Below are 18,279 nucleotides of genomic sequence, written 5' to 3'. Positions count from 1 at the left end.
TCTCTCTATGGCAGTTATTGAAACCACCCCACCCGCAACATCAAGCAACCTTCCCGGATTGGGTCGCACTCTGGTCATGGCGGGCAAGCTGGACCAAGTTGTGGCCCAGAGCCTGTACGCCAAATCTCAGACCAACCGCACCAGTTTTATTGCCGAGCTCACCGGTTCAGGTGCTGTTTCGGCCGCCGATCTGGCTCACACCATGTCCTTGGCATTTGCGGCACCCCTGATTGATCTGGCGGAGGTTGACCCCAATCGTTTACCCAAGGGTCTGCTTGACAACAAGATTTGCCAAGCCTACCGGGTGGTCGTTTTGGGTAAACGGCAAAACCGGCTGATCGTGGCCACAGCCGACCCATCAGACCAGCAATCGATTGAAAAAATCAAGTTTGCCACCCAACTCAATGTGGACTGGGTGATTGCTGAATACGACAAATTACTCAAGCTGGTGTCAGCCAATACGGCCACGGCCACCGAGTCTATCGACAGTATTGTGGGTGACGATTTTGAGTTTGACGAATTGGCCTCGGAACCCGCAAGTGAGAGCGCCACAGCAACAAGCACCTCTGAGGTGGACGATGCCCCGGTGGTCAAATTTCTGCACAAAATGCTCATAGATGCATTCACCATGCGTGCCTCAGACTTGCATTTTGAACCCTACGAGCACAATTACCGGGTGCGTTTTCGCATTGACGGCGAGTTGCGTGAAGTGGCCTCGCCACCGATTGCCATCAAGGACAAGCTGGCTTCACGCATCAAGGTGATCTCCAAAATGGACATCTCTGAAAAACGCGTGCCCCAAGATGGCAAGATGAAACTCAAAATTGGCCCGGATCGGGTGATTGACTTTCGTGTCAGCACCCTGCCCACCATGTTTGGCGAAAAAATCGTGATCCGTATCCTGGATCCCAGCAGCGCCAAACTGGGTATTGATGCGCTGGGTTACGAGCCTGCCGAAAAAGAGCGCTTGTTGTCAGCCATCAACCGCCCCTACGGCATGATTCTGGTGACGGGGCCGACCGGTTCAGGTAAAACTGTGTCGCTCTATACCTGCCTGAACCTGCTGAACAACCCAGGTGTCAACATTGCCACGGCAGAAGACCCCTGCGAAATCACCCTGCCCGGCATCAACCAGGTCAGCGTCAACGACAAAGCCGGACTGACCTTTGCTGCTGCCCTCAAGTCCTTCCTGCGGCAAGACCCGGACATCATCATGGTGGGTGAAATTCGAGACATTGATACAGCAGATATCGCCATCAAAGCCGCACAAACAGGCCACTTGGTGCTCTCAACTTTGCACACCAACGATGCGCCCACCACACTCACCCGGATGCGCAACATGGGCATTGCCCCCTTCAACATTGCATCCAGCGTGATTTTGATCACCGCACAACGCTTGGCCCGGCGCCTGTGCCCAAATTGCAAAAAGCCCATTGATCTGCCTGAAAAAGCTCTGCTGGATGCCGGCTTTCAACCAGAAGAGCTCGACGGCAGCTGGAAACCGTACCAGCCCGTCGGCTGCAGTGCCTGCAACAACGGCTACAAGGGCCGTGTCGGTATTTACCAGGTGATGCCCATCACTGAAGAAATCCAGCGCATCATCCTGCGCGATGGCAGTGCCCTGGAGATTGCCGAACAAGCCAAACGGGAAGGCGTTCGCAGTCTGCGTGAAGCAGGTCTGCACAAAGTCAAGCTGGGGCTGACTTCGGTCGCTGAAGTTCTGGCCGTCAGTAATCAATAGTCATCCCACCCTTCAAACTCCAATTCATTCATATGGCGACTGTCCAATCCAAAATCAGCAAGGAATTTGTCTTTGAATGGGAAGGCAAAGACCGCAATGGCAAACTGGTACGCGGCGAAATGCGTGCTGGTGGTGAGCATCAGGTACAAGCCTCATTACGCCGTCAGGGGGTGCTGCCATCGAAGATCAAAAAGCGCCGGATGAGCTCAGGCAAGGCCATCAAACCCAAGGACATGGCTATTTTTACCCGCCAACTGGCCACCATGATGAAAGCTGGCGTACCCTTGCTGCAAGCCTTTGACATTGTGGGCAGGGGCAATCCGAACCCCAGTGTTACCCGCCTGCTCAATGACATTCGCACCGATGTGGAAACCGGCACCTCACTGAGTGTGGCGTTTCGCAAATATCCGCTGTACTTTGACAACCTGTATTGCAACCTGGTGGAGGCCGGTGAATCGGCAGGTATCCTGGATCAATTACTTGATCGACTGGCCGTCTACATGGAAAAGACCGAGGCCATGAAGTCCAAGATCAAATCGGCGCTGATGTACCCGATTTCAGTGTTGATCGTGGCCTTTGTCGTGACCGCCGTGATCATGATTTTTGTGGTACCTGCGTTCAAGGAGGTGTTTTCCAACTTTGGAGCCGACTTACCCGGTCCCACGTTGGCCGTGATTGCCATGAGCGAGATTTTTGTCAAGTACTGGTGGCTAATTTTCGGCGGCATTGGTGGTGGCTTGTATTTCTTCATGCAGGCCTGGAAACGCAACCAAAAGATGCAGCAATTCATGGATCGCTTGCTGCTGAAAATGCCCATTTTTGGCATTCTGATCGACAAATCGTGTACCGCACGCTGGACACGCACGCTCTCCACCATGTTTGCGGCCGGTGTACCTCTGGTCGAAGCACTCGACTCGGTTGGCGGTGCTGCGGGCAATTGGGTGTATGAATCCGCCACGCTCAAAATCCAGCAGGAGGTTTCCACCGGCACAGCGCTCACCACCGCCATGACCAACGTCAACCTGTTTCCCTCGATGGTGCTGCAAATGTGTGCCATTGGTGAAGAATCCGGCTCCATTGATCACATGCTGGGTAAAGCCGCTGATTTTTACGAGGCGGAGGTGGATGACATGGTGGCGGGTATCTCCAGCCTGATGGAGCCCATCATCATTGTGATTCTGGGTACTGTGATCGGGGGTATCGTGGTCGCCATGTACCTGCCCATCTTCAAATTGGGACAGGTGGTGTGATGATGCTGTTATCTCAAGGTTTGGAAGCCAGTCTGCTCGGCCTGTTGGGTCTGTTGATTGGTAGTTTTCTCAATGTGGTGATCTACCGCCTGCCAGTGATACTGGAAGCCCAATGGCAAGCTGAATGTGCTGAGTTACAAGGCAAAACCCAGCTTGATGCCCCGGCCTTTAATCTGATGGTGCCGCGTTCGCGTTGCCAGAAATGTGGCCATCCACTGAGCTGGTATGAAAACACTCCGCTGCTCAGCTACATCATGTTGCGTGGCCAATGCAGCCACTGCAAAACTCCCATCAGCCTGCGTTACCCCTTGGTTGAATTCGCCACTGGTGCGCTGTTTTTCTACAGTGGCTGGCAATGGGGGGCCAATGCCAGTGCGCTGGCTTGGTGCGGGTTTGCCGCAGCCGTCGTTGCACTGGCCATGATCGACTGGGACACCACGCTGCTGCCTGATGCCCTGACCCTGCCATTACTTTGGGCAGGCCTGGTCGCAGCGGCACTGAACCTCACTCACGTGGGGCTTGCCGAGTCCTTGTGGGGGGCGGTGGGTGGTTATATGTCCTTATGGCTGGTGTACTGGGCCTTCAAACTGGCTACCGGAAAAGAAGGCATGGGCTTTGGCGACTTCAAACTGTTTGCCGCCTTGGGTGCCTGGTTTGGCTGGCAGGCGTTGATTCCCATCATCCTGATGGCCTCTGTCATTGGTGCGGTTGTTGGTATTGCCATGAAATTTTCCAGCGGCCTGCGTGAAGGTGGCTACATTCCGTTTGGCCCGTTCTTGGCGGGTGCTGGCTTAACCGCCATGGTGGCGGGCCCCAATGCCATCCTCAAAACCTTGGGTCTCTAAGCATGTCTGAAGGGATTCGCCTGGGTCTGACAGGCGGCATTGGCAGCGGCAAAAGCACGGTTGCTGGCATGCTGGCCGATCTGGGTGCGGCCATACTGGACGCAGATGCCATCTCGCGCGCCCTGACGGCGGTACATGGTTTGGCCATTGAACCCATTCGCCATCAATTTGGTGCTGAACTCATCACGGTGCAAGGTGCGCTGAACCGTGAGCGTATGCGTGCCTTGGTATTTTCCGATCCTGCCGCCAGACAACAACTGGAAGCCATCATTCACCCCTTGGTAGGGCAGGAGACCGCCCGCCAGGCGCAAGCCGCCAAAGATGCCGGTCACCGCTGCCTGGTGTTTGATGTGCCGCTGCTGGTGGAATCTGGTCACTGGCGGCAAAAAGTCGACCAGGTGCTGGTGGTGGACTGTCTGCCGGAGACGCAAATCCAGCGTGTACAGGCGCGCAGTGGTCTTGATCGTGAAGCGGTCATCGCCATCATGGCCACACAAGCTCATCGTCAAACGCGTTTGCAAGCAGCCGATACGGTCATTTTTAATGACAATATAAGTTTGGATGAATTGGCCACGCAAGTGCACGCGCTTGCCCCAGGCTTGCGGCTATCATTGGTTTAACTCTTTCGACCTAAGCCATTTCAGTGATCCTTTACGAATACCCACTGCACGAACGCATTCGCACCTATTTGCGACTGGAACACCTGTCTTTGCGCCTGCGCCAACTGGCCACGCGGATGGATGCGCTGGATCACCACTTTGCCTTGGTGAGCCTGTTTGAGATCATGGATGTCGCAGCACGTCCCGACCTGAAATCCGACCTGCTCAAAGACATTGATCGGCAAAAGCATATGCTCGAAGCCTACCGCGGCAACCCCGCCATCGCCGAGGAAGCACTTGAAAAAGTGATCTCTGAACTGGAGCGCAGCTTTGAAGCCCTGAGTACCCAAACCGGCAAAGCCGGGCAAAGCTTGACTGAAAACGACTGGTTGATGAGCATCCGCAGCCGCATCAGCATTCCGGGTGGCACCTGTGAGTTTGACTTGCCAGCCTATTACGCCTGGCAGCACAAAACCGGCGTGCAGCGCCAAGCTGAATTGGGAAAATGGATCAGCAGTTTGACCCCCTTGACCGATGCCGTTCACCTGCTCCTGAAACTGTTGCGCGACTCCGGGTCCCCCCAAAAAGTGATCGCCAATGGCGGGCAATTTCAGCAAAACCTGCCCCAGGGGCGCACTTTTTTGCTGCTGCGTCTGGCGCTGGACCTGAGCCTGGAACTCACGCCAGAGATCAGTGGTAACCGTTTGATGGTGTCGATCCGCTTGATGCGCCAAGGTGAAGACCATCGCCCCCATGCGGTGTCTGAAGATGTCCCTTTTGAATTGGCATTGTGTTCATGACATCGGCAGAAACACCAGAACCCGTTGTGAAACTGGTGCGCTGCCCGACCTGTGGCGGCGACAGCATTTACGCACCCAGCAACCTGTTCCGCCCCTTTTGTTCAGAACGTTGTAAACAGATCGATTTGGGAGCCTGGGCCAGCGAGCAATTCAGCATGCCTGCAGATACACCACCTGACGACGACTTGGTACCTGGTGGCAGTGGCACGGGATTGATCTAGTTTTTATATAGAAAATAGGCCTCTTGCGCTTATAAAACAAGCGCAAGTAGCTATGTAATAAATAGCAAAAGAGATTTACGTGCGCAAGGCGTTGTGTAATTCAACCAACGCCAGCGTGATCTTGTGGCTGGGGTCGAGGTAAATCATCGGCAGCGCTTGTTCGTGCGACTCCCGAATCTTCACCGACGACGGCAAATACGGCTGCAGCACCGGCAAACCCTCTGCAATCAGCTCGGCCACCATACGCTGCGGTAAATTGGCCCGCGCCTGGAACTGGTTCACCACAATCCCATCCACCTGCAACTCGGGGTTGTGATCGGCACGAATTTCCTGCACGTTGTCAAGCAAGGCATAAAGTGCCTGGCGCGAAAAGCTGTCGCAGTCAAATGGAATCAAACAGCCAGTGGCTCCAATCAGTGCAGCGCGGGTATAAAAGTTCAACGCCGGGGCGGTGTCCACGTAAATGCGGTCATAGGTTTGCATCAACTGCTGCAGCGCTTCACGCAGTTTGTAGATCTTCTGGCGCGACTCCAGTTTGACCACCAACTCGGTCAAAGCCGGGCTGGAGGGCATCACATCCAGGTTTTCAAACGGTGTCTCCACGACAAAATCAGTCGGTGGAATGCTCTTGAAACTGTAGCTTAACGTGTGCTCAAAAAAGTCGGCCACCGTGGGCTGGTCTGCTTGCGCCGTGCTGCCCAGCAGATAGCTGGTGGAATTGCCTTGCGGGTCCAGATCAATCACCAGGGTGCGCAGGCCTTGGGCGGCGCTGATGGCGGCCAGATTGCAGGTGATGGTGGACTTGCCAACGCCCCCTTTTTGATTGAACACGACGATGGGCATAGGTGACTCCTTTGGGCGATGCAACAGTGATAAACCAGTGCCATTATTGTCCGTGATGCTGCAATGATTCTGACGCAAGTAACCCAGCACATGCAGACCCAGGCTTGCATCAAACTCATCAGCAAAATCTGATTTAAAAATCAATTTATTTGAATTTTCATGATGAATAAGCCTGCCTATAGTTCAAGCCATCGCTTCAAACCACACCAACTGGAGACACACCATGGATCAATCGAACCGCTACGCTGACCTGAGCCTCAAAGAAGAAGACCTGATGGCCGGGGGGGCGCACATTCTGGTGGCCTACAAAATGGCGCCCAAATCCGGCCTGGGCTACCTGGAAGCCGCCGCCCACTTTGCCGCCGAGTCCTCCACCGGCACCAACGTCGAAGTCTCCACCACCGACGACTTCACCCGGGGTGTCGACGCGCTGGTGTACTACATCGACGAAGCCTCGGAAGACATGCGTATTGCCTACCCGCTGGAGCTGTTTGACCGCAATGTGATCGATGGCCGCTTCATGCTGGTGTCCTTTCTGACGCTGGCCATCGGCAACAACCAGGGCATGGGCGACATCAAACACGCCAAGATGATCGACTTTTACATGCCTGAGCGCGTCATTCAGATGTTTGACGGCCCGGCCAAAGACATCTCTGACCTGTGGCGCATTCTGGGCCGCCCGGTGAAAGACGGCGGCTACATTGCCGGCACCATCATCAAACCCAAACTGGGCCTGCGCCCCGAGCCCTTTGCCCAGGCAGCCTACCAATTCTGGCTGGGCGGTGACTTCATCAAGAATGACGAGCCACAAGGCAACCAGGTGTTCGCCCCGATCAAGAAGACCATCCCCCTGGTCTATGACGCAATGAAACGCGCCCAGGACGAAACCGGCCAGGCCAAGCTGTTCTCGATGAACATCACGGCCGATGATCACTATGAAATGTGTGCCCGAGCTGACTTTGCGCTGGAAACCTTTGGCCCCGATGCCGACAAGCTGGCTTTTTTGGTTGACGGCTACGTGGGCGGCCCCGGCATGATCACCACGGCACGCCGTCAATACCCCAACCAATATCTGCACTACCACCGTGCCGGCCACGGTGCGGTGACCAGCCCCAGTTCCAAACGGGGTTACACGGCCTTTGTGCTGGCCAAGATGAGCCGCCTGCAAGGTGCCAGCGGCATCCATGTGGGCACGATGGGTTACGGCAAGATGGAAGGCGAAGGCGACGACCGCATCATCGCTTACATGATTGAGCGTGACGAGTGCCAAGGCCCGGTTTATTTCCAGAAATGGTATGGCATTAAACCCACCACCCCGATCATCTCGGGCGGCATGAACGCCCTGCGCCTGCCGGGCTTCTTCAAGAACCTGGGCCACGGCAACGTGATCAACACGGCCGGTGGCGGCGCTTACGGCCACATCGACAGCCCCGCTGCCGGTGCAATTTCGCTGCGCCAATCGTATGAGTGCTGGAAAGCCGGTGCCGACCCCATCGAGTTTGCCAAAGAGCACAAGGAATTTGCCCGTGCCTTTGAGTCGTTCCCGAAAGATGCCGACACGCTGTTTCCGGGCTGGCGCGAGAAGCTTGGCTCGCATAGATAAGCTCCGGGGTCAGAAAACTCTTAGCTTTGGCTGAAGTTGCGGGATGGCTGCTTGTGGCAACTTGTCCTGCGCCGCTCACGTCCCCCGGAAATGGCCTGCGGCCATTTCCTCCTCCTTGACTTCGCTCTGCAAGACAAGTTGCCACAAGCAGCCGCAAACGCTGTTGATTTTTTCTACTGACAAATTCAATCCAAACGGGCAAACTGTTTTGAGAGCAGTGTGCGTTGGGTGTCTGATGTAGCGTGGACTTGGGGTTTTGCCAAGTCAAGGAGGAGGTTCGGGCGCAGCACGAACCGGGGGACATGAGCGGAATCAGACACCCAACGTGCACTGCGGGCCACACCCAACGATGCTGCCCTGGATTCAAATCAGCAACCTGACAGGAACCCCGAAATGACCGCCGACTACCGCATCCAAAAAGAGCCCTTCTACCAACCCCAATCCAACGAGGTGGCGCTTTACCAAGCGGCCTACCAAGCCAAACTGCCGGTCATGGTCAAAGGCCCCACCGGCTGCGGCAAATCCAGGTTCATCGAATACATGGCCTTCAAACTCGGCAAGCCACTGATCACGGTGGCTTGCAACGAAGACATGACCGCCTCTGACCTGGTGGGCCGCTACCTGCTGGAAGCCAATGGCACGCGCTGGCTTGACGGCCCGCTGACCACCGCCGCCCGCATCGGGGCAATTTGTTACCTGGATGAAATTGTCGAAGCCCGGCAAGACACCACCGTGGTGATTCACCCGCTCACTGACCACCGCCGCCAACTGCCCCTGGACAAAAAAGGCGAACTGCTCCAGGCCCACCCCGACTTTCAACTCGTCATCTCCTACAACCCAGGCTACCAGAGCCTGATGAAAGACCTGAAACAAAGCACCAAACAACGTTTTGTCGGCTTTGACTTTGACTACCCCGCGCCCGAACTGGAAGCCAGCATCCTGAGCACCGAGACCGGCATTGGCCTGGCCGATGCGGTAAGGCTGGTCAAGGTCGCCACTGCGGCCCGCGCCCTCAAAGGCCACGGACTGGACGAAGGCATCTCGACCCGGCTGCTGGTGTACGCCGCCACCTTGATCAAGGCCGAAGTTGACCCGCTTGATGCGTGCCGCATGGCCCTGGTGTGCCCGATCACCGACGACAGCGACATTCGCGCCACACTCGACCATGCCATTGAGGCCGTGTTTGGCCATTGAGTCCCTCGTGATCAGCCCAGCACAGTTGCAAACCTGGCGCAGCCAGCTCGACAGCGGCTTTCCCCAGGTGGCCGATGTGTTTGCCGACTGCATGGCCGAGGCCCACACCCGGCTCAGCCCGGCGGGCATGGACGATTACCTGGCCCAGGCCCGCTTTCTCGGCAAGATGGGCCGGGGCGCAGAACCCTTGCTGATTTTTTTACAGGAATGGCCGCAAGTGGCCCAGATCGTCGGTGAAGAGGCCTTGAGCCCACTCATGGCCAGCGTCAAGCAGATCAACAAGTCGCCCAACAGCCAGGCCATTGCGCCCCTGCTGCAAGCCCTGGCGGCCATTGTGCGGCGCTTGCCGACAGCCCAGCAGTTGCAACACTATCTGGACTTAAGTCTGCTGCTGATGGAGCGCACCAGCAGCTCGATCCACGGCATTCACAAAAGCTATCCCAGCCCAAGTCTGGCGGTCTTTTTTGAAAAATCACCGCAACTGCTGGCCTTGTTGAGCCTGCAAGGCTTGCGCCTGTGGGTCGACTACGGCATTCGCAACTACAGCCACCACCCACAGCAGCAGCACGAGTATTTCAGCTTGAGCAGCGCCGACAGCCGGGCCGTTCTGCAACGCGAGCGCCACGGCACGTTGCTGATGGATCACACCCGCTCGCTTGACCTGTATTTGCGGGCCCTGTGGCAAGACAGCGAGGTGCTGGTGCCCTACCCCACCGCGTTCGATGGGCCACTGACCCCCATGCCCTACATGGATGCCTACGGCATTCGCCTGCCTGACGTGTATGACACACGCCAGGGCATTCCCGGCATAGACCGCTACCGCGCCGCACTGGCCCACCTGGCGGCCCACCGGCGCTGGAGCACCCCGGTGTTTGCCGACAACTTCAGCCCGGCGCAACGCTTGGCGATTGAATGTTTTGAAGATGCCCGCATCGATGCCCTGGCCATGCGCGAATACCCCGGCTTGCGCCGCCTCTTCATGGCGCTACACCCTGACCCGCTGGAAGGAGCCTGCAACCCGGCCACCCATTCGTGCCTGCGGCATCGTCTGGTGGTGTTGTCGCGCGCCTTGTTTGCGGCCCCGGTGCGCTTTCAACAAGAGCACCTGCACGACTGGATCAAGCGCTTTCACGCCGCCCTGGCGCAGGGCACATCCAGCACCACCGAAATGGTCAGCCTGGCCCTGAGTTACCTGGGCAAAACCCGGTTGCAAAGTGACCAACTGCCCGACACCTGGTTTGACAACACGGTGGTGGACTACCACGACGACAACCGCCACCTGTGGCGTTTTCACGAACTCAGCGACGACGAAGAAACGTTTGACAGCCCTGATCAAGCGCCCCCCGAGCAAGAGCCTCAAACCCTGCCGCCACGCCACTACCCCGAATGGGACTACCACAGCCAGACCTTTCGCCCCGACTGGGTCAGCTTGTACGAGAGCCTGCACCCCTGCGGCAAGGCTGCCGACATCGATGCCCTGCTGGCCAAACACAGTGCCTTGTCCAAACGCCTGAAACGTTTGCTCGACCTGCTCAAACCCCAGGACAAGCAACGCCTGCGCTTTCAGGAAGACGGCAGTGAGCTTGATCTGGACGTGGCCATCCGCTCGCTAATCGACCTGAAAAGCGGCTGCCCGCCCGACCCACGCATCAACATGAGCCACACCACCCATGGCCGCAGCATTGCCGTCACCTTGCTGCTGGACTTGTCTGAATCGCTGAACGAAAAAGCCCACGGTTCAGCGCAAACCGTGCTGCAACTCAGCCAGGAAGCGGTGGCGCTGCTGGCCTGGGCGATTGAGCAATTGGGTGACCCACTGGCGATTGCCGGCTTTCACTCCAACACCCGCCACGATGTGCGCTACCTGCACCTCAAAGGTTTTGGCGAGCACTGGGGTGACGCGGTCAAGGCCCGGCTGGCCGCCATGCAAGCCGGTTACAGCACCCGCATGGGGGCCGCCCTGCGCCACGCCGCGCACACCTTGGCCAGCCAGCCAGCCGACAAAAAACTGCTGCTGGTGCTGACCGACGGCCAGCCAGCCGACATGGATGTGAAAGACCCGCGCCTGTTGATCGAAGATGCCAAGATGGCAGTGCGGGAGCTGGATCACCAGGGCATCTTCAGCTATTGCATCAACCTGGATGCCAACGCCGATGCCTATGTGCGCGATATTTTTGGCAAGCGCTACACGGTGATTGACCAGATTGCCCGCTTGCCCGAACAACTGCCCAAGTTGTTCATGGCACTCACGCGCTAAAGATGACTATCAATAAAAGAGCTACTCACGCTTATTTAGAAAGCGCTAGAGGCCTCTTTTATATCAAATATTCAGACACCTATCGCGTGCAGACAACCCGCACTAGCGGACTTGACCAGCCTCAAACCAGGCCAACTCCTGGTGCAAACCAACCACCTCACCAATGATGATCAGACAAGGCGACTGCAAACCCGCTTGCGCCACCCGATCCGCCATATCCAGCAAAGTTCCGGTGATCACCTTTTGTGTGGCAAGGCTGCCGTCCTGCACCACCGCAATAGGCCAATGGGGGGCCGCCCCATGCGCCATCATCTGGCGGCAAATGTCAGGCAAGCCGGTCAGCCCCATGTAGATCACCACTGTCTGCTGCGTACGCACCAGACTGGGCCAATCCAGGTCAGCGGTGCCGTCCTGAAGATGACCGGTGACAAACAGACAACGCTGTGCAAAGTGACGATGTGTCAGCGGAATACCCGCGTAAGCCGACACACCGGAGGCGGCCGTCACCCCCGGCACCACCTCAAACGCCACGCCATGCGCAGCCAGAGCCTGCAATTCTTCACCACCTCGGCCAAAAATAAACGGATCACCCCCCTTGAGGCGAACCACTTGTTTACCCGCCTGGCCCAGTTGCACCAACAAGGCGTTGATTTGCTCTTGCCGCAAGGTGTGCTCATTGCGGCGCTTGCCGGCATCAATACGTTCAACCGTAGAGGGCACCAAATCAAAAATCCCAGGGGAAACCAGCTGGTCATACACAATGACATCGGCTTTTTGCAACAAACGCACCGCGCGCAGGGTCAATAACTCAGGGTCACCCGGGCCGGCTCCCACCAGATACACACAGCCCTGCTCGGGCGCTTTCCCCTTCACCGTCGTGGGCAACGAGCCATGGGTGCACCCAGCCGCATCAGGAAGCATGGCCGGTGTTTTTGCGTTCAATCTCCACACACACCGCCTCACAGATCGACACAATACGCGGGTCAATGATGCGGTAAAAAATCTGCACACCTTCGCGGCGTTTGCCCAAAATGCCTGCCTGGTACAGGGTACTGAGGTGCTGAGACATATTGGGCTGGGTGGTATCCACCTGGGTGAGCAAGTAACTCACATTTTGCTCACCACTACACAAACAGTTGATGATTTTGAGCCGCATGGGCGCGGACATGACGCGAAACAAGTTGGCGGCTGATTCAAAGGTTTGATCCGTCTTGCCCAGCTTGAGAGATTCTTCTGTTGTTGCTTGAAACGGCATGGTGAAATGTCCTGATTAACCTGATAACCCACGCTGAATAGCCAGGGCTTGCTCTTGTAATGATATCGTCGCCAAGGGTGAAACCCATCAGCTCATTCTACGTTCAGCCTTCGGGTTGCCACCAAGCAAGACCGTGGATAAACACTGGTATCAACCCTACTATTGACCACACAAGCAAGGGCCAAGGCGGTGATCGCAACACCACCGGATGCAAGAGCTGCACCGAACTCAACTCACCACACCACGGTGGTGTTGCACACGGATCAAATCTGCATGGCAAAAATTGCCATGCATCTTGATGCGGCTTACACCGCCTTGTAGGTCACCCGGCCACCCACCAAGGTACAACGCACGCGCCCTGGCAATTCATAACCCGAAAACGGTGTGTGTTTACCTTGGCTGACCAACGTATCACTTTGTACCGTCCAGGCAGCCTGCGGGTCAAACACACACACATCCCCCAAACCGCCCACTTGCAAGTGCCCGGTGCGTCCCTGGCGGGAACCAATGGCGTTGCCCAGCACCCGCGCCGGAGCATCGGTGACCACCGACATGGCCCGCATCAAATCCACACCGCCATCCTGATGCCACTTGTAGGCCAGACTCAGCAGCAACTCCAGCCCGGTGGCCCCCGGCTCGCTTTCGGCAAACGGCAGTGTTTTGGCATCCTCGTCCACCGGGGTGTGGTCAGACACTAGGGCATCAATGGTGCCGTCCGCCAGCCCGGCACGTAAGGCATCACGGTCACGCTGCTGACGCAAGGGCGGGTTCAAGCGGGCACGGCTGTCGAAAAATCCCATGTCGACATCAGTCAGGTGCAGTGAGTTGATGCTCACATCACAAGTCAGCTTGAGGCCATCCGCCTTGGCCTGGCGCACCAACTCAACCCCGGCAGCGCTGCTGATGCGGCACAGGTGCACCCGTGCCCCAGTGGCTCGCATCAATTCAAAAATGGTGTACATGGCAATGGTTTCAGCCATCACCGGCACGCCACTCAAGCCCATGCGGGTGGCCAACGGACCACTGGCCGCCACGCCCTGGCCCAAGAAATAGTCTTGCGGACGCAACCACACCGCATAACCAAAGGTGGTGGCGTACTGAAACGCACGCTGCAGCGTCTGGGTGTTGGCCAGCTTCACCTCGGCCTGGCTGAACGCCACGCAACCGGCATCGGTCAGCATGACCATTTCAGTCAGGCTTTCACCTTTCAGACCACGGGTCAGGGCCCCCAAGGGGTACACACGTGCTTGCTCCAGCTTTTCAGCACGAAAACGCAGCATTTCCACCAGACCCGGCTCATCCAGTACCGGGTCGGTATCGGGCTGGCACACCAGGCTGGTCACACCACCGGCCATGGCGGCAGCCATTTCTGACTCCAGCATGCGGGCATGTTCGTTCCCAGGCTCGCGCAGGCGTACCGCCAAATCCACCAAACCCGGTAGCACCAGACAACCAGAGGCATCAATGATGCGATCCGGCTGAAAATCGGCAGCTATATTTTCAATAGCTACTACCGCACCATTAACAAGGGCTACATCCGCTTTTTTATCATAAGAACTGGCAGGATCAATGACCCGTCCACCCTGGATCAACACACGTGTTTGCTTATTCATCTGCGACTCTCAAAAAGGTTCAGGCTTCGTTGCCAGCCACAATGCTCATCACCGCCATACGCACTGCAATGCCAAAGGTGACCTGCGGCAGGATCACGCTCTGCCCGCCATCCACCACCGCCGAGTCAATTTCCACTCCCCGGTTGATCGGGCCAGGGTGCATCACGATGGCATCTGGCTTGGCCAATTGCAGCTTGGTTGGTGTCAGGCCAAAGCTCTTGAAAAATTCCTGGCTGGACGGCAGCAACGCACCACTCATGCGCTCGTTTTGCAAGCGCAGCATGATCACCACGTCACAGTCCTTGATGCCTTCTTCCAGCGTGTGGCAAACCCGCACGCCCATTTGCGCCATGTCGGACGGCACCAGGGTTTTCGGGCCAACGACGCGCACTTCGGCGCAGCCCAGCGTGGTCAGGGCATGGATGTCGGAGCGCGCCACGCGCGAGTGCAACACGTCGCCCACAATCGCCACCGTTAGGTTGGCAAAGTCGCCCTTGTAGTGGCGAATGGTGTACATGTCGAGCAGGCCCTGGGTCGGGTGGGCGTGGCGGCCATCACCGGCGTTGACCACGTGCACATGGGGGGCCACATGCTGGGCAATCAGGTAGGGCGCACCGGATTCGCTGTGGCGCACGACAAAAATGTCCGCCGCCATGGCGCTCAGATTGGCAATGGTGTCGAGCAGCGATTCGCCTTTGGAGGCCGAGGACTTGGCAATGTCCAGGTTGATCACGTCGGCGCTCAGGCGCTTGGCGGCAATCTCGAAGGTGGTGCGGGTGCGGGTGGAGTTCTCAAAAAACAGGTTAAACACACTTTTGCCGCGCAGCAGCGGCACTTTTTTGACCTCGCGGTGGCCGACCGAGACAAAATTGGAGGCGGTGTCGAGAATTTGCGTCAGGATACTTTTCGGCAAGCCCTCGGTGGAGAGCAAATGGATCAACTCGCCGTTTTTGTTGAGCTGGGGGTTGCGCTTGTACAACATGGCTAAATGTCTTTCACATTAAAACTGAAACGGCCGTCTTGTCCACGCGCCAAGGCCAGCGACTGGGTAGCAGGCAAGGTAATACGTGCAGCGCATACATCCGCAGCCATGGGCAATTCGCGCCCGCCCCGATCCACCAGCACGGCCAACTTCACGCTGGCCGGTCGGCCAAAGTCAAACAACTCGTTAAGCACGGCGCGCACCGTGCGCCCGGTAAACAACACATCATCCAGCAACAGCACCTGCGCACCGTTCACCTCAAACGGAATTTGGGTCTGCGCTGAACTCGTCATACCTCGACGCGCGAAGTCGTCGCGGTGCATGGCCGACGAAATGATGCCCATGGGCGTTTGCAGGTTCAGGTCTTTTTGCAGACGCTCCGCCAGCCACACCCCCCCGGAAGTTACCCCCAGAAGATGGGTATCCGGCTGCAACAGACCGCGAATGCTGCGCACCAAATCGGCGTACAGCGCCTCGGCATCCAGTGCCAACAAGCTCATGGGAGACTCCTTAAAAATTGTTCCAGAATAATGCAAGCGGCCGCTGCATCGGCATCACGGGCCCCACTGGTGCGAGCCTCGGTAGTGGTGTAACGCTCGTCCACCTCGAACACCGGCAGGTTAAAGCGACCATGCAACTGGCGGGCGAAGCGACGGGCGCGCAAGGTGTTTTCATGCGCTGCGCCGTCGGGGTGAAACGGCACACCAACCACCAGCGCATCCGGCTGCCAGGTTTTGAGTTGCTGCGCCACTTTGGCAAAACGGGCATCCCCCTCGGCCGTGATCGTGCCTTGGGGTTGCGCGGTACGCATGAGGCGGTTGCCCACGGCAAAACCGGTACGTTTCAGGCCAAAGTCCAAAGCCAAAAAAGTTTGTAGATGCGCAGGAACCACCGGTTGCGGATCAATACACGAGCTGTCCAACGGTGCGGCTCTCATGCATGCCCCACATCAGATGACAGCATCCAGGGCTCCAGGCCCAACAATTTGAGCGCTTGGCTGTAGCGCTCGGCCACCGGGGTTTCGAAGATCAGGCGGGTATCGGCGGGCACGGTCAACCAGCTGTTGTCCCCCAGCTCACTCTCCAGTTGCCCTTCTCCCCAAGCAGAATAGCCCAATGAGATCAACACCTTACGCGGCCCACTTCCGGTTGAAATGGCTTCCAGTACATCCCTTGAGGTGGTCATCTCAAGTCCACCAGGGATGGTCATGGTGCTGGCGTAGACTGGTTGCTCTGGCTTGTCGGATTCGGCAAAAGTCGCCTCATGCAGCACAAATCCACGCTCGGTTTGCACCGGGCCGCCAAAAAACACCGGTGCGCCGTCCAAGTCTGGCCGTGACAAAGGCAGCTCTACCTTGGCAAACAAACCCTTGAGATCAATTTCACAGGGTTTATTGATCACCAAACCCAAGGCCCCACGCTGGCTGTGCTCGCACAGATAGACCACACTGTGCTCAAAAAGTGGATCTTGCAGCCCAGGCATGGCAATCAAAAAATGATTCGTCAGGTTGATGGGCGCAAAATCTTCAGTCATAACTGAATTTTAACGATGAACACCCCACCCACTTACGATATCGGTCTGATCTGGTTCCGTCGCGATTTGCGCGTCTACGACAACGCCGCGCTCCACCTGGCCTTGACACAATGCGCCAAGGTGTACTGTGTTTTTATCTTTGACAAAGCCATTCTGGAGCCCTTGCCACGCGCTGATCGCCGGGTGGAATTCATTCGTGAATCATTGGTGGCACTGGATAATGCACTACGACAACTGAGCCCTCAAAACAAAGCCGGACTGATCGTGCGCCACGCCATGGCAAGTGACGAAATTCCTGCGCTGGCTGCAACGCTTAAAGTGCAGGCGGTATTTGCTGCACGTGACTATGAACCCCAAGCCATCACACGGGACACCCTGGTTCAGCAAAAACTGTCGCTAGCCCATTGCGCGTTTATCACCTGCAAGGATCAGGTCATTTTTGAAGGTCGTGAGGTATTGACCCAATCCGGCACCCCGTATGGGGTGTTTACCCCCTACAAAAATAACTGGCTTGCACGCCTTACTCCTCAGGACGTCAAACACAATGACAGTGCACCATTGGCGCAACACCTGCATGGATGCCCCCCCGAATACCAAAAACCGGTCCCCAGCTTGAGTGACCTCGGGTTTGAATCCACCAACTTGTCCAACCTCAAAATTCCCACGGGAGAACAGGGTGGACAAGCCCTGCTGAAAGCATTTTTTGAGCATATGGATAGCTATCACACCACGCGTGACTTTCCCGCCATCAAAGGCCCCAGTTACCTGGGGATTCACCTGCGTTTTGGAACCGTATCCATCCGTCAGCTGGTTCAGTTGGCACTCCAGCGCCAAACTGCTGGCAGCACAGGTGCAGGTACCTGGCTGAATGAGTTGGTATGGCGAGATTTTTATTTCGCCATTCTTGCGAATTTTCCGCACGTGACGCTGCAGCCATTCAAGCCGGAATATGCGGCCATCCAGTGGGAAAGTGGTTCACAGGCACAAGCCCTGTTTCACGCTTGGTGTACGGGCCAAACCGGTTACCCGCTGGTTGATGCGGCCATGGCGCAGATCAACCAGACCGGCTACATGCACAACCGCTTGCGTATGGTGGCCGGTAGCTTTTTGGTGAAAGATTTGGGCCTCGACTGGCGTTGGGGCGAGCGTTATTTTGCAGAAAAGCTCAACGATTTTGACCTATCGGCCAACAACGGCGGCTGGCAATGGGTAGCCTCCAGCGGTTGTGATGCTCAGCCCTACTTTCGCATCTTCAATCCAGTGAGCCAAAGCGAAAAGTTTGATCCGCAAGGTAAATTCATCCGGCGCTACCTACCCCAACTCGCCAAGCTCTCCAACACAGCCATCCATGCCCCCTGGCTGGCCAAACCGCTGGAATTACAAGCGGCCAGTGTCACACTGGGAGTGGATTACCCGCAACCGCTGGTACAACACAACGAGGCACGTGCCCAAACCCTGGCACGTTATGCAGTGGTGAAAAAGAAGGCGGTTTGAAGGACTTCTGGCGCCTTCAAATTTACTTCAAAAAGCAGAGCTACTTACG

At 56.9% G+C, this 18,279-nt stretch carries 18 protein-coding genes; 10 read left to right on the top strand and 8 right to left on the bottom strand.

Annotation, left to right across the window (positions count from 1 at the left end; all coding sequences use genetic code 11):
* The first annotated feature begins 7 nt into the window (after positions 1–7).
* From pilB to LDN84_RS04390, 6 genes are read left to right on the top strand one after another with little or no spacing between them, the layout of a single operon-like run.
* Complete coding sequence (gene pilB / locus LDN84_RS04415; RefSeq protein WP_223909009.1) at positions 8–1,741, top strand: type IV-A pilus assembly ATPase PilB; 1,734 nt, start codon at positions 8–10, stop codon at positions 1,739–1,741.
* 32 nt (positions 1,742–1,773) lie between these two features.
* The gene (locus tag LDN84_RS04410; protein ID WP_223909001.1) at positions 1,774–2,991 is read left to right on the top strand and encodes a type II secretion system F family protein; all 1,218 of its coding nucleotides are present in this window, start codon (positions 1,774–1,776) and stop codon (positions 2,989–2,991) included.
* A gap of 2 nt (positions 2,992–2,993) precedes the next feature.
* Complete coding sequence (locus LDN84_RS04405) at positions 2,994–3,836, top strand: prepilin peptidase (protein ID WP_223908986.1); 843 nt, start codon at positions 2,994–2,996, stop codon at positions 3,834–3,836.
* Positions 3,837–3,838: 2 nt separating this feature from the next.
* Complete coding sequence (gene coaE, locus LDN84_RS04400) at positions 3,839–4,456, top strand: dephospho-CoA kinase (protein ID WP_223908976.1); 618 nt, start codon at positions 3,839–3,841, stop codon at positions 4,454–4,456.
* A 23-nt stretch (positions 4,457–4,479) separates the two neighbouring features.
* Positions 4,480–5,235: a cell division protein ZapD gene (gene zapD / locus LDN84_RS04395; protein ID WP_223908969.1), complete on the top strand. Its 756-nt coding sequence runs from the start codon at positions 4,480–4,482 to the stop codon at positions 5,233–5,235.
* Complete coding sequence (locus LDN84_RS04390) at positions 5,232–5,456, top strand: DNA gyrase inhibitor YacG (RefSeq protein WP_223908966.1); 225 nt, start codon at positions 5,232–5,234, stop codon at positions 5,454–5,456. Before zapD ends, LDN84_RS04390 begins: the two co-directional genes overlap by 4 nt.
* A 75-nt stretch (positions 5,457–5,531) precedes the next feature.
* Here LDN84_RS04390 and LDN84_RS04385 read toward each other — a convergent pair whose 3' ends face one another.
* Positions 5,532–6,299, bottom strand: a complete 768-nt coding sequence (locus LDN84_RS04385) for a ParA family protein (protein ID WP_223908958.1) — start codon at positions 6,297–6,299, stop codon at positions 5,532–5,534.
* 223 nt (positions 6,300–6,522) lie between these two features.
* Between LDN84_RS04385 and LDN84_RS04380 the strand changes: the two genes are divergently transcribed.
* The 3 genes from LDN84_RS04380 to LDN84_RS04370 all read left to right on the top strand — a co-directional run bounded on the left by LDN84_RS04380 (position 6,523) and on the right by LDN84_RS04370 (position 11,353).
* Positions 6,523–7,902 carry a ribulose-bisphosphate carboxylase gene (locus LDN84_RS04380; RefSeq protein ID WP_223908953.1) on the top strand — a complete coding sequence of 460 codons (1,380 nt, stop codon included), beginning with the start codon at positions 6,523–6,525 and terminating at the stop codon, positions 7,900–7,902.
* A gap of 393 nt (positions 7,903–8,295) precedes the next feature.
* Positions 8,296–9,096, top strand: coding sequence for a CbbQ/NirQ/NorQ/GpvN family protein (locus LDN84_RS04375; protein ID WP_223908947.1), 801 nt, complete (start codon positions 8,296–8,298; stop codon positions 9,094–9,096).
* A 7-nt stretch (positions 9,097–9,103) separates the two neighbouring features.
* Positions 9,104–11,353, top strand: coding sequence for a nitric oxide reductase activation protein NorD (locus LDN84_RS04370; protein ID WP_223908944.1), 2,250 nt, complete (start codon positions 9,104–9,106; stop codon positions 11,351–11,353).
* A gap of 102 nt (positions 11,354–11,455) precedes the next feature.
* On the opposite strand, the gene cobA is transcribed toward LDN84_RS04370, so the two are convergent.
* The 7 genes from cobA to LDN84_RS04335 all read right to left on the bottom strand — a co-directional run bounded on the left by cobA (position 11,456) and on the right by LDN84_RS04335 (position 16,736).
* Positions 11,456–12,274 carry a uroporphyrinogen-III C-methyltransferase gene (gene cobA / locus LDN84_RS04365; RefSeq protein ID WP_223908941.1) on the bottom strand — a complete coding sequence of 273 codons (819 nt, stop codon included), beginning with the start codon at positions 12,272–12,274 and terminating at the stop codon, positions 11,456–11,458.
* Positions 12,264–12,608, bottom strand: a complete 345-nt coding sequence (locus tag LDN84_RS04360) for an ArsR/SmtB family transcription factor (protein ID WP_223908939.1) — start codon at positions 12,606–12,608, stop codon at positions 12,264–12,266. Before LDN84_RS04360 ends, cobA begins: the two co-directional genes overlap by 11 nt.
* A gap of 305 nt (positions 12,609–12,913) precedes the next feature.
* Positions 12,914–14,221: a dihydroorotase gene (locus LDN84_RS04355; RefSeq protein ID WP_223908930.1), complete on the bottom strand. Its 1,308-nt coding sequence runs from the start codon at positions 14,219–14,221 to the stop codon at positions 12,914–12,916.
* 19 nt (positions 14,222–14,240) lie between these two features.
* Positions 14,241–15,203 (bottom strand): aspartate carbamoyltransferase catalytic subunit, encoded by a 963-nt coding sequence (locus LDN84_RS04350; protein WP_223908927.1) that lies wholly within the window; start codon positions 15,201–15,203, stop codon positions 14,241–14,243.
* A gap of 2 nt (positions 15,204–15,205) precedes the next feature.
* On the bottom strand, positions 15,206–15,703 hold the full coding sequence (gene pyrR, locus LDN84_RS04345) for a bifunctional pyr operon transcriptional regulator/uracil phosphoribosyltransferase PyrR (protein WP_223908924.1): 498 nt from the start codon (positions 15,701–15,703) through the stop codon (positions 15,206–15,208).
* Positions 15,700–16,140 (bottom strand): Holliday junction resolvase RuvX, encoded by a 441-nt coding sequence (gene ruvX, locus LDN84_RS04340; protein ID WP_223908921.1) that lies wholly within the window; start codon positions 16,138–16,140, stop codon positions 15,700–15,702. Before ruvX ends, pyrR begins: the two co-directional genes overlap by 4 nt.
* The gene (locus LDN84_RS04335) at positions 16,137–16,736 is read right to left on the bottom strand and encodes a YqgE/AlgH family protein (protein ID WP_223908915.1); all 600 of its coding nucleotides are present in this window, start codon (positions 16,734–16,736) and stop codon (positions 16,137–16,139) included. The genes ruvX and LDN84_RS04335 overlap by 4 nt, the downstream gene beginning before the upstream one ends.
* Positions 16,737–16,751: 15 nt before the next feature.
* Between LDN84_RS04335 and LDN84_RS04330 the strand changes: the two genes are divergently transcribed.
* Positions 16,752–18,230 (top strand): cryptochrome/photolyase family protein, encoded by a 1,479-nt coding sequence (locus LDN84_RS04330; RefSeq protein WP_223908913.1) that lies wholly within the window; start codon positions 16,752–16,754, stop codon positions 18,228–18,230.
* Positions 18,231–18,279 lie beyond the last annotated feature (49 nt).

This window comes from Rhodoferax lithotrophicus (genome assembly GCF_019973615.1).
GTDB classification, from domain to species: Bacteria; Pseudomonadota; Gammaproteobacteria; order Burkholderiales; family Burkholderiaceae_C; genus Rhodoferax; species Rhodoferax lithotrophicus.
This window is presented reverse-complemented; position numbering and strand designations above follow the sequence as displayed.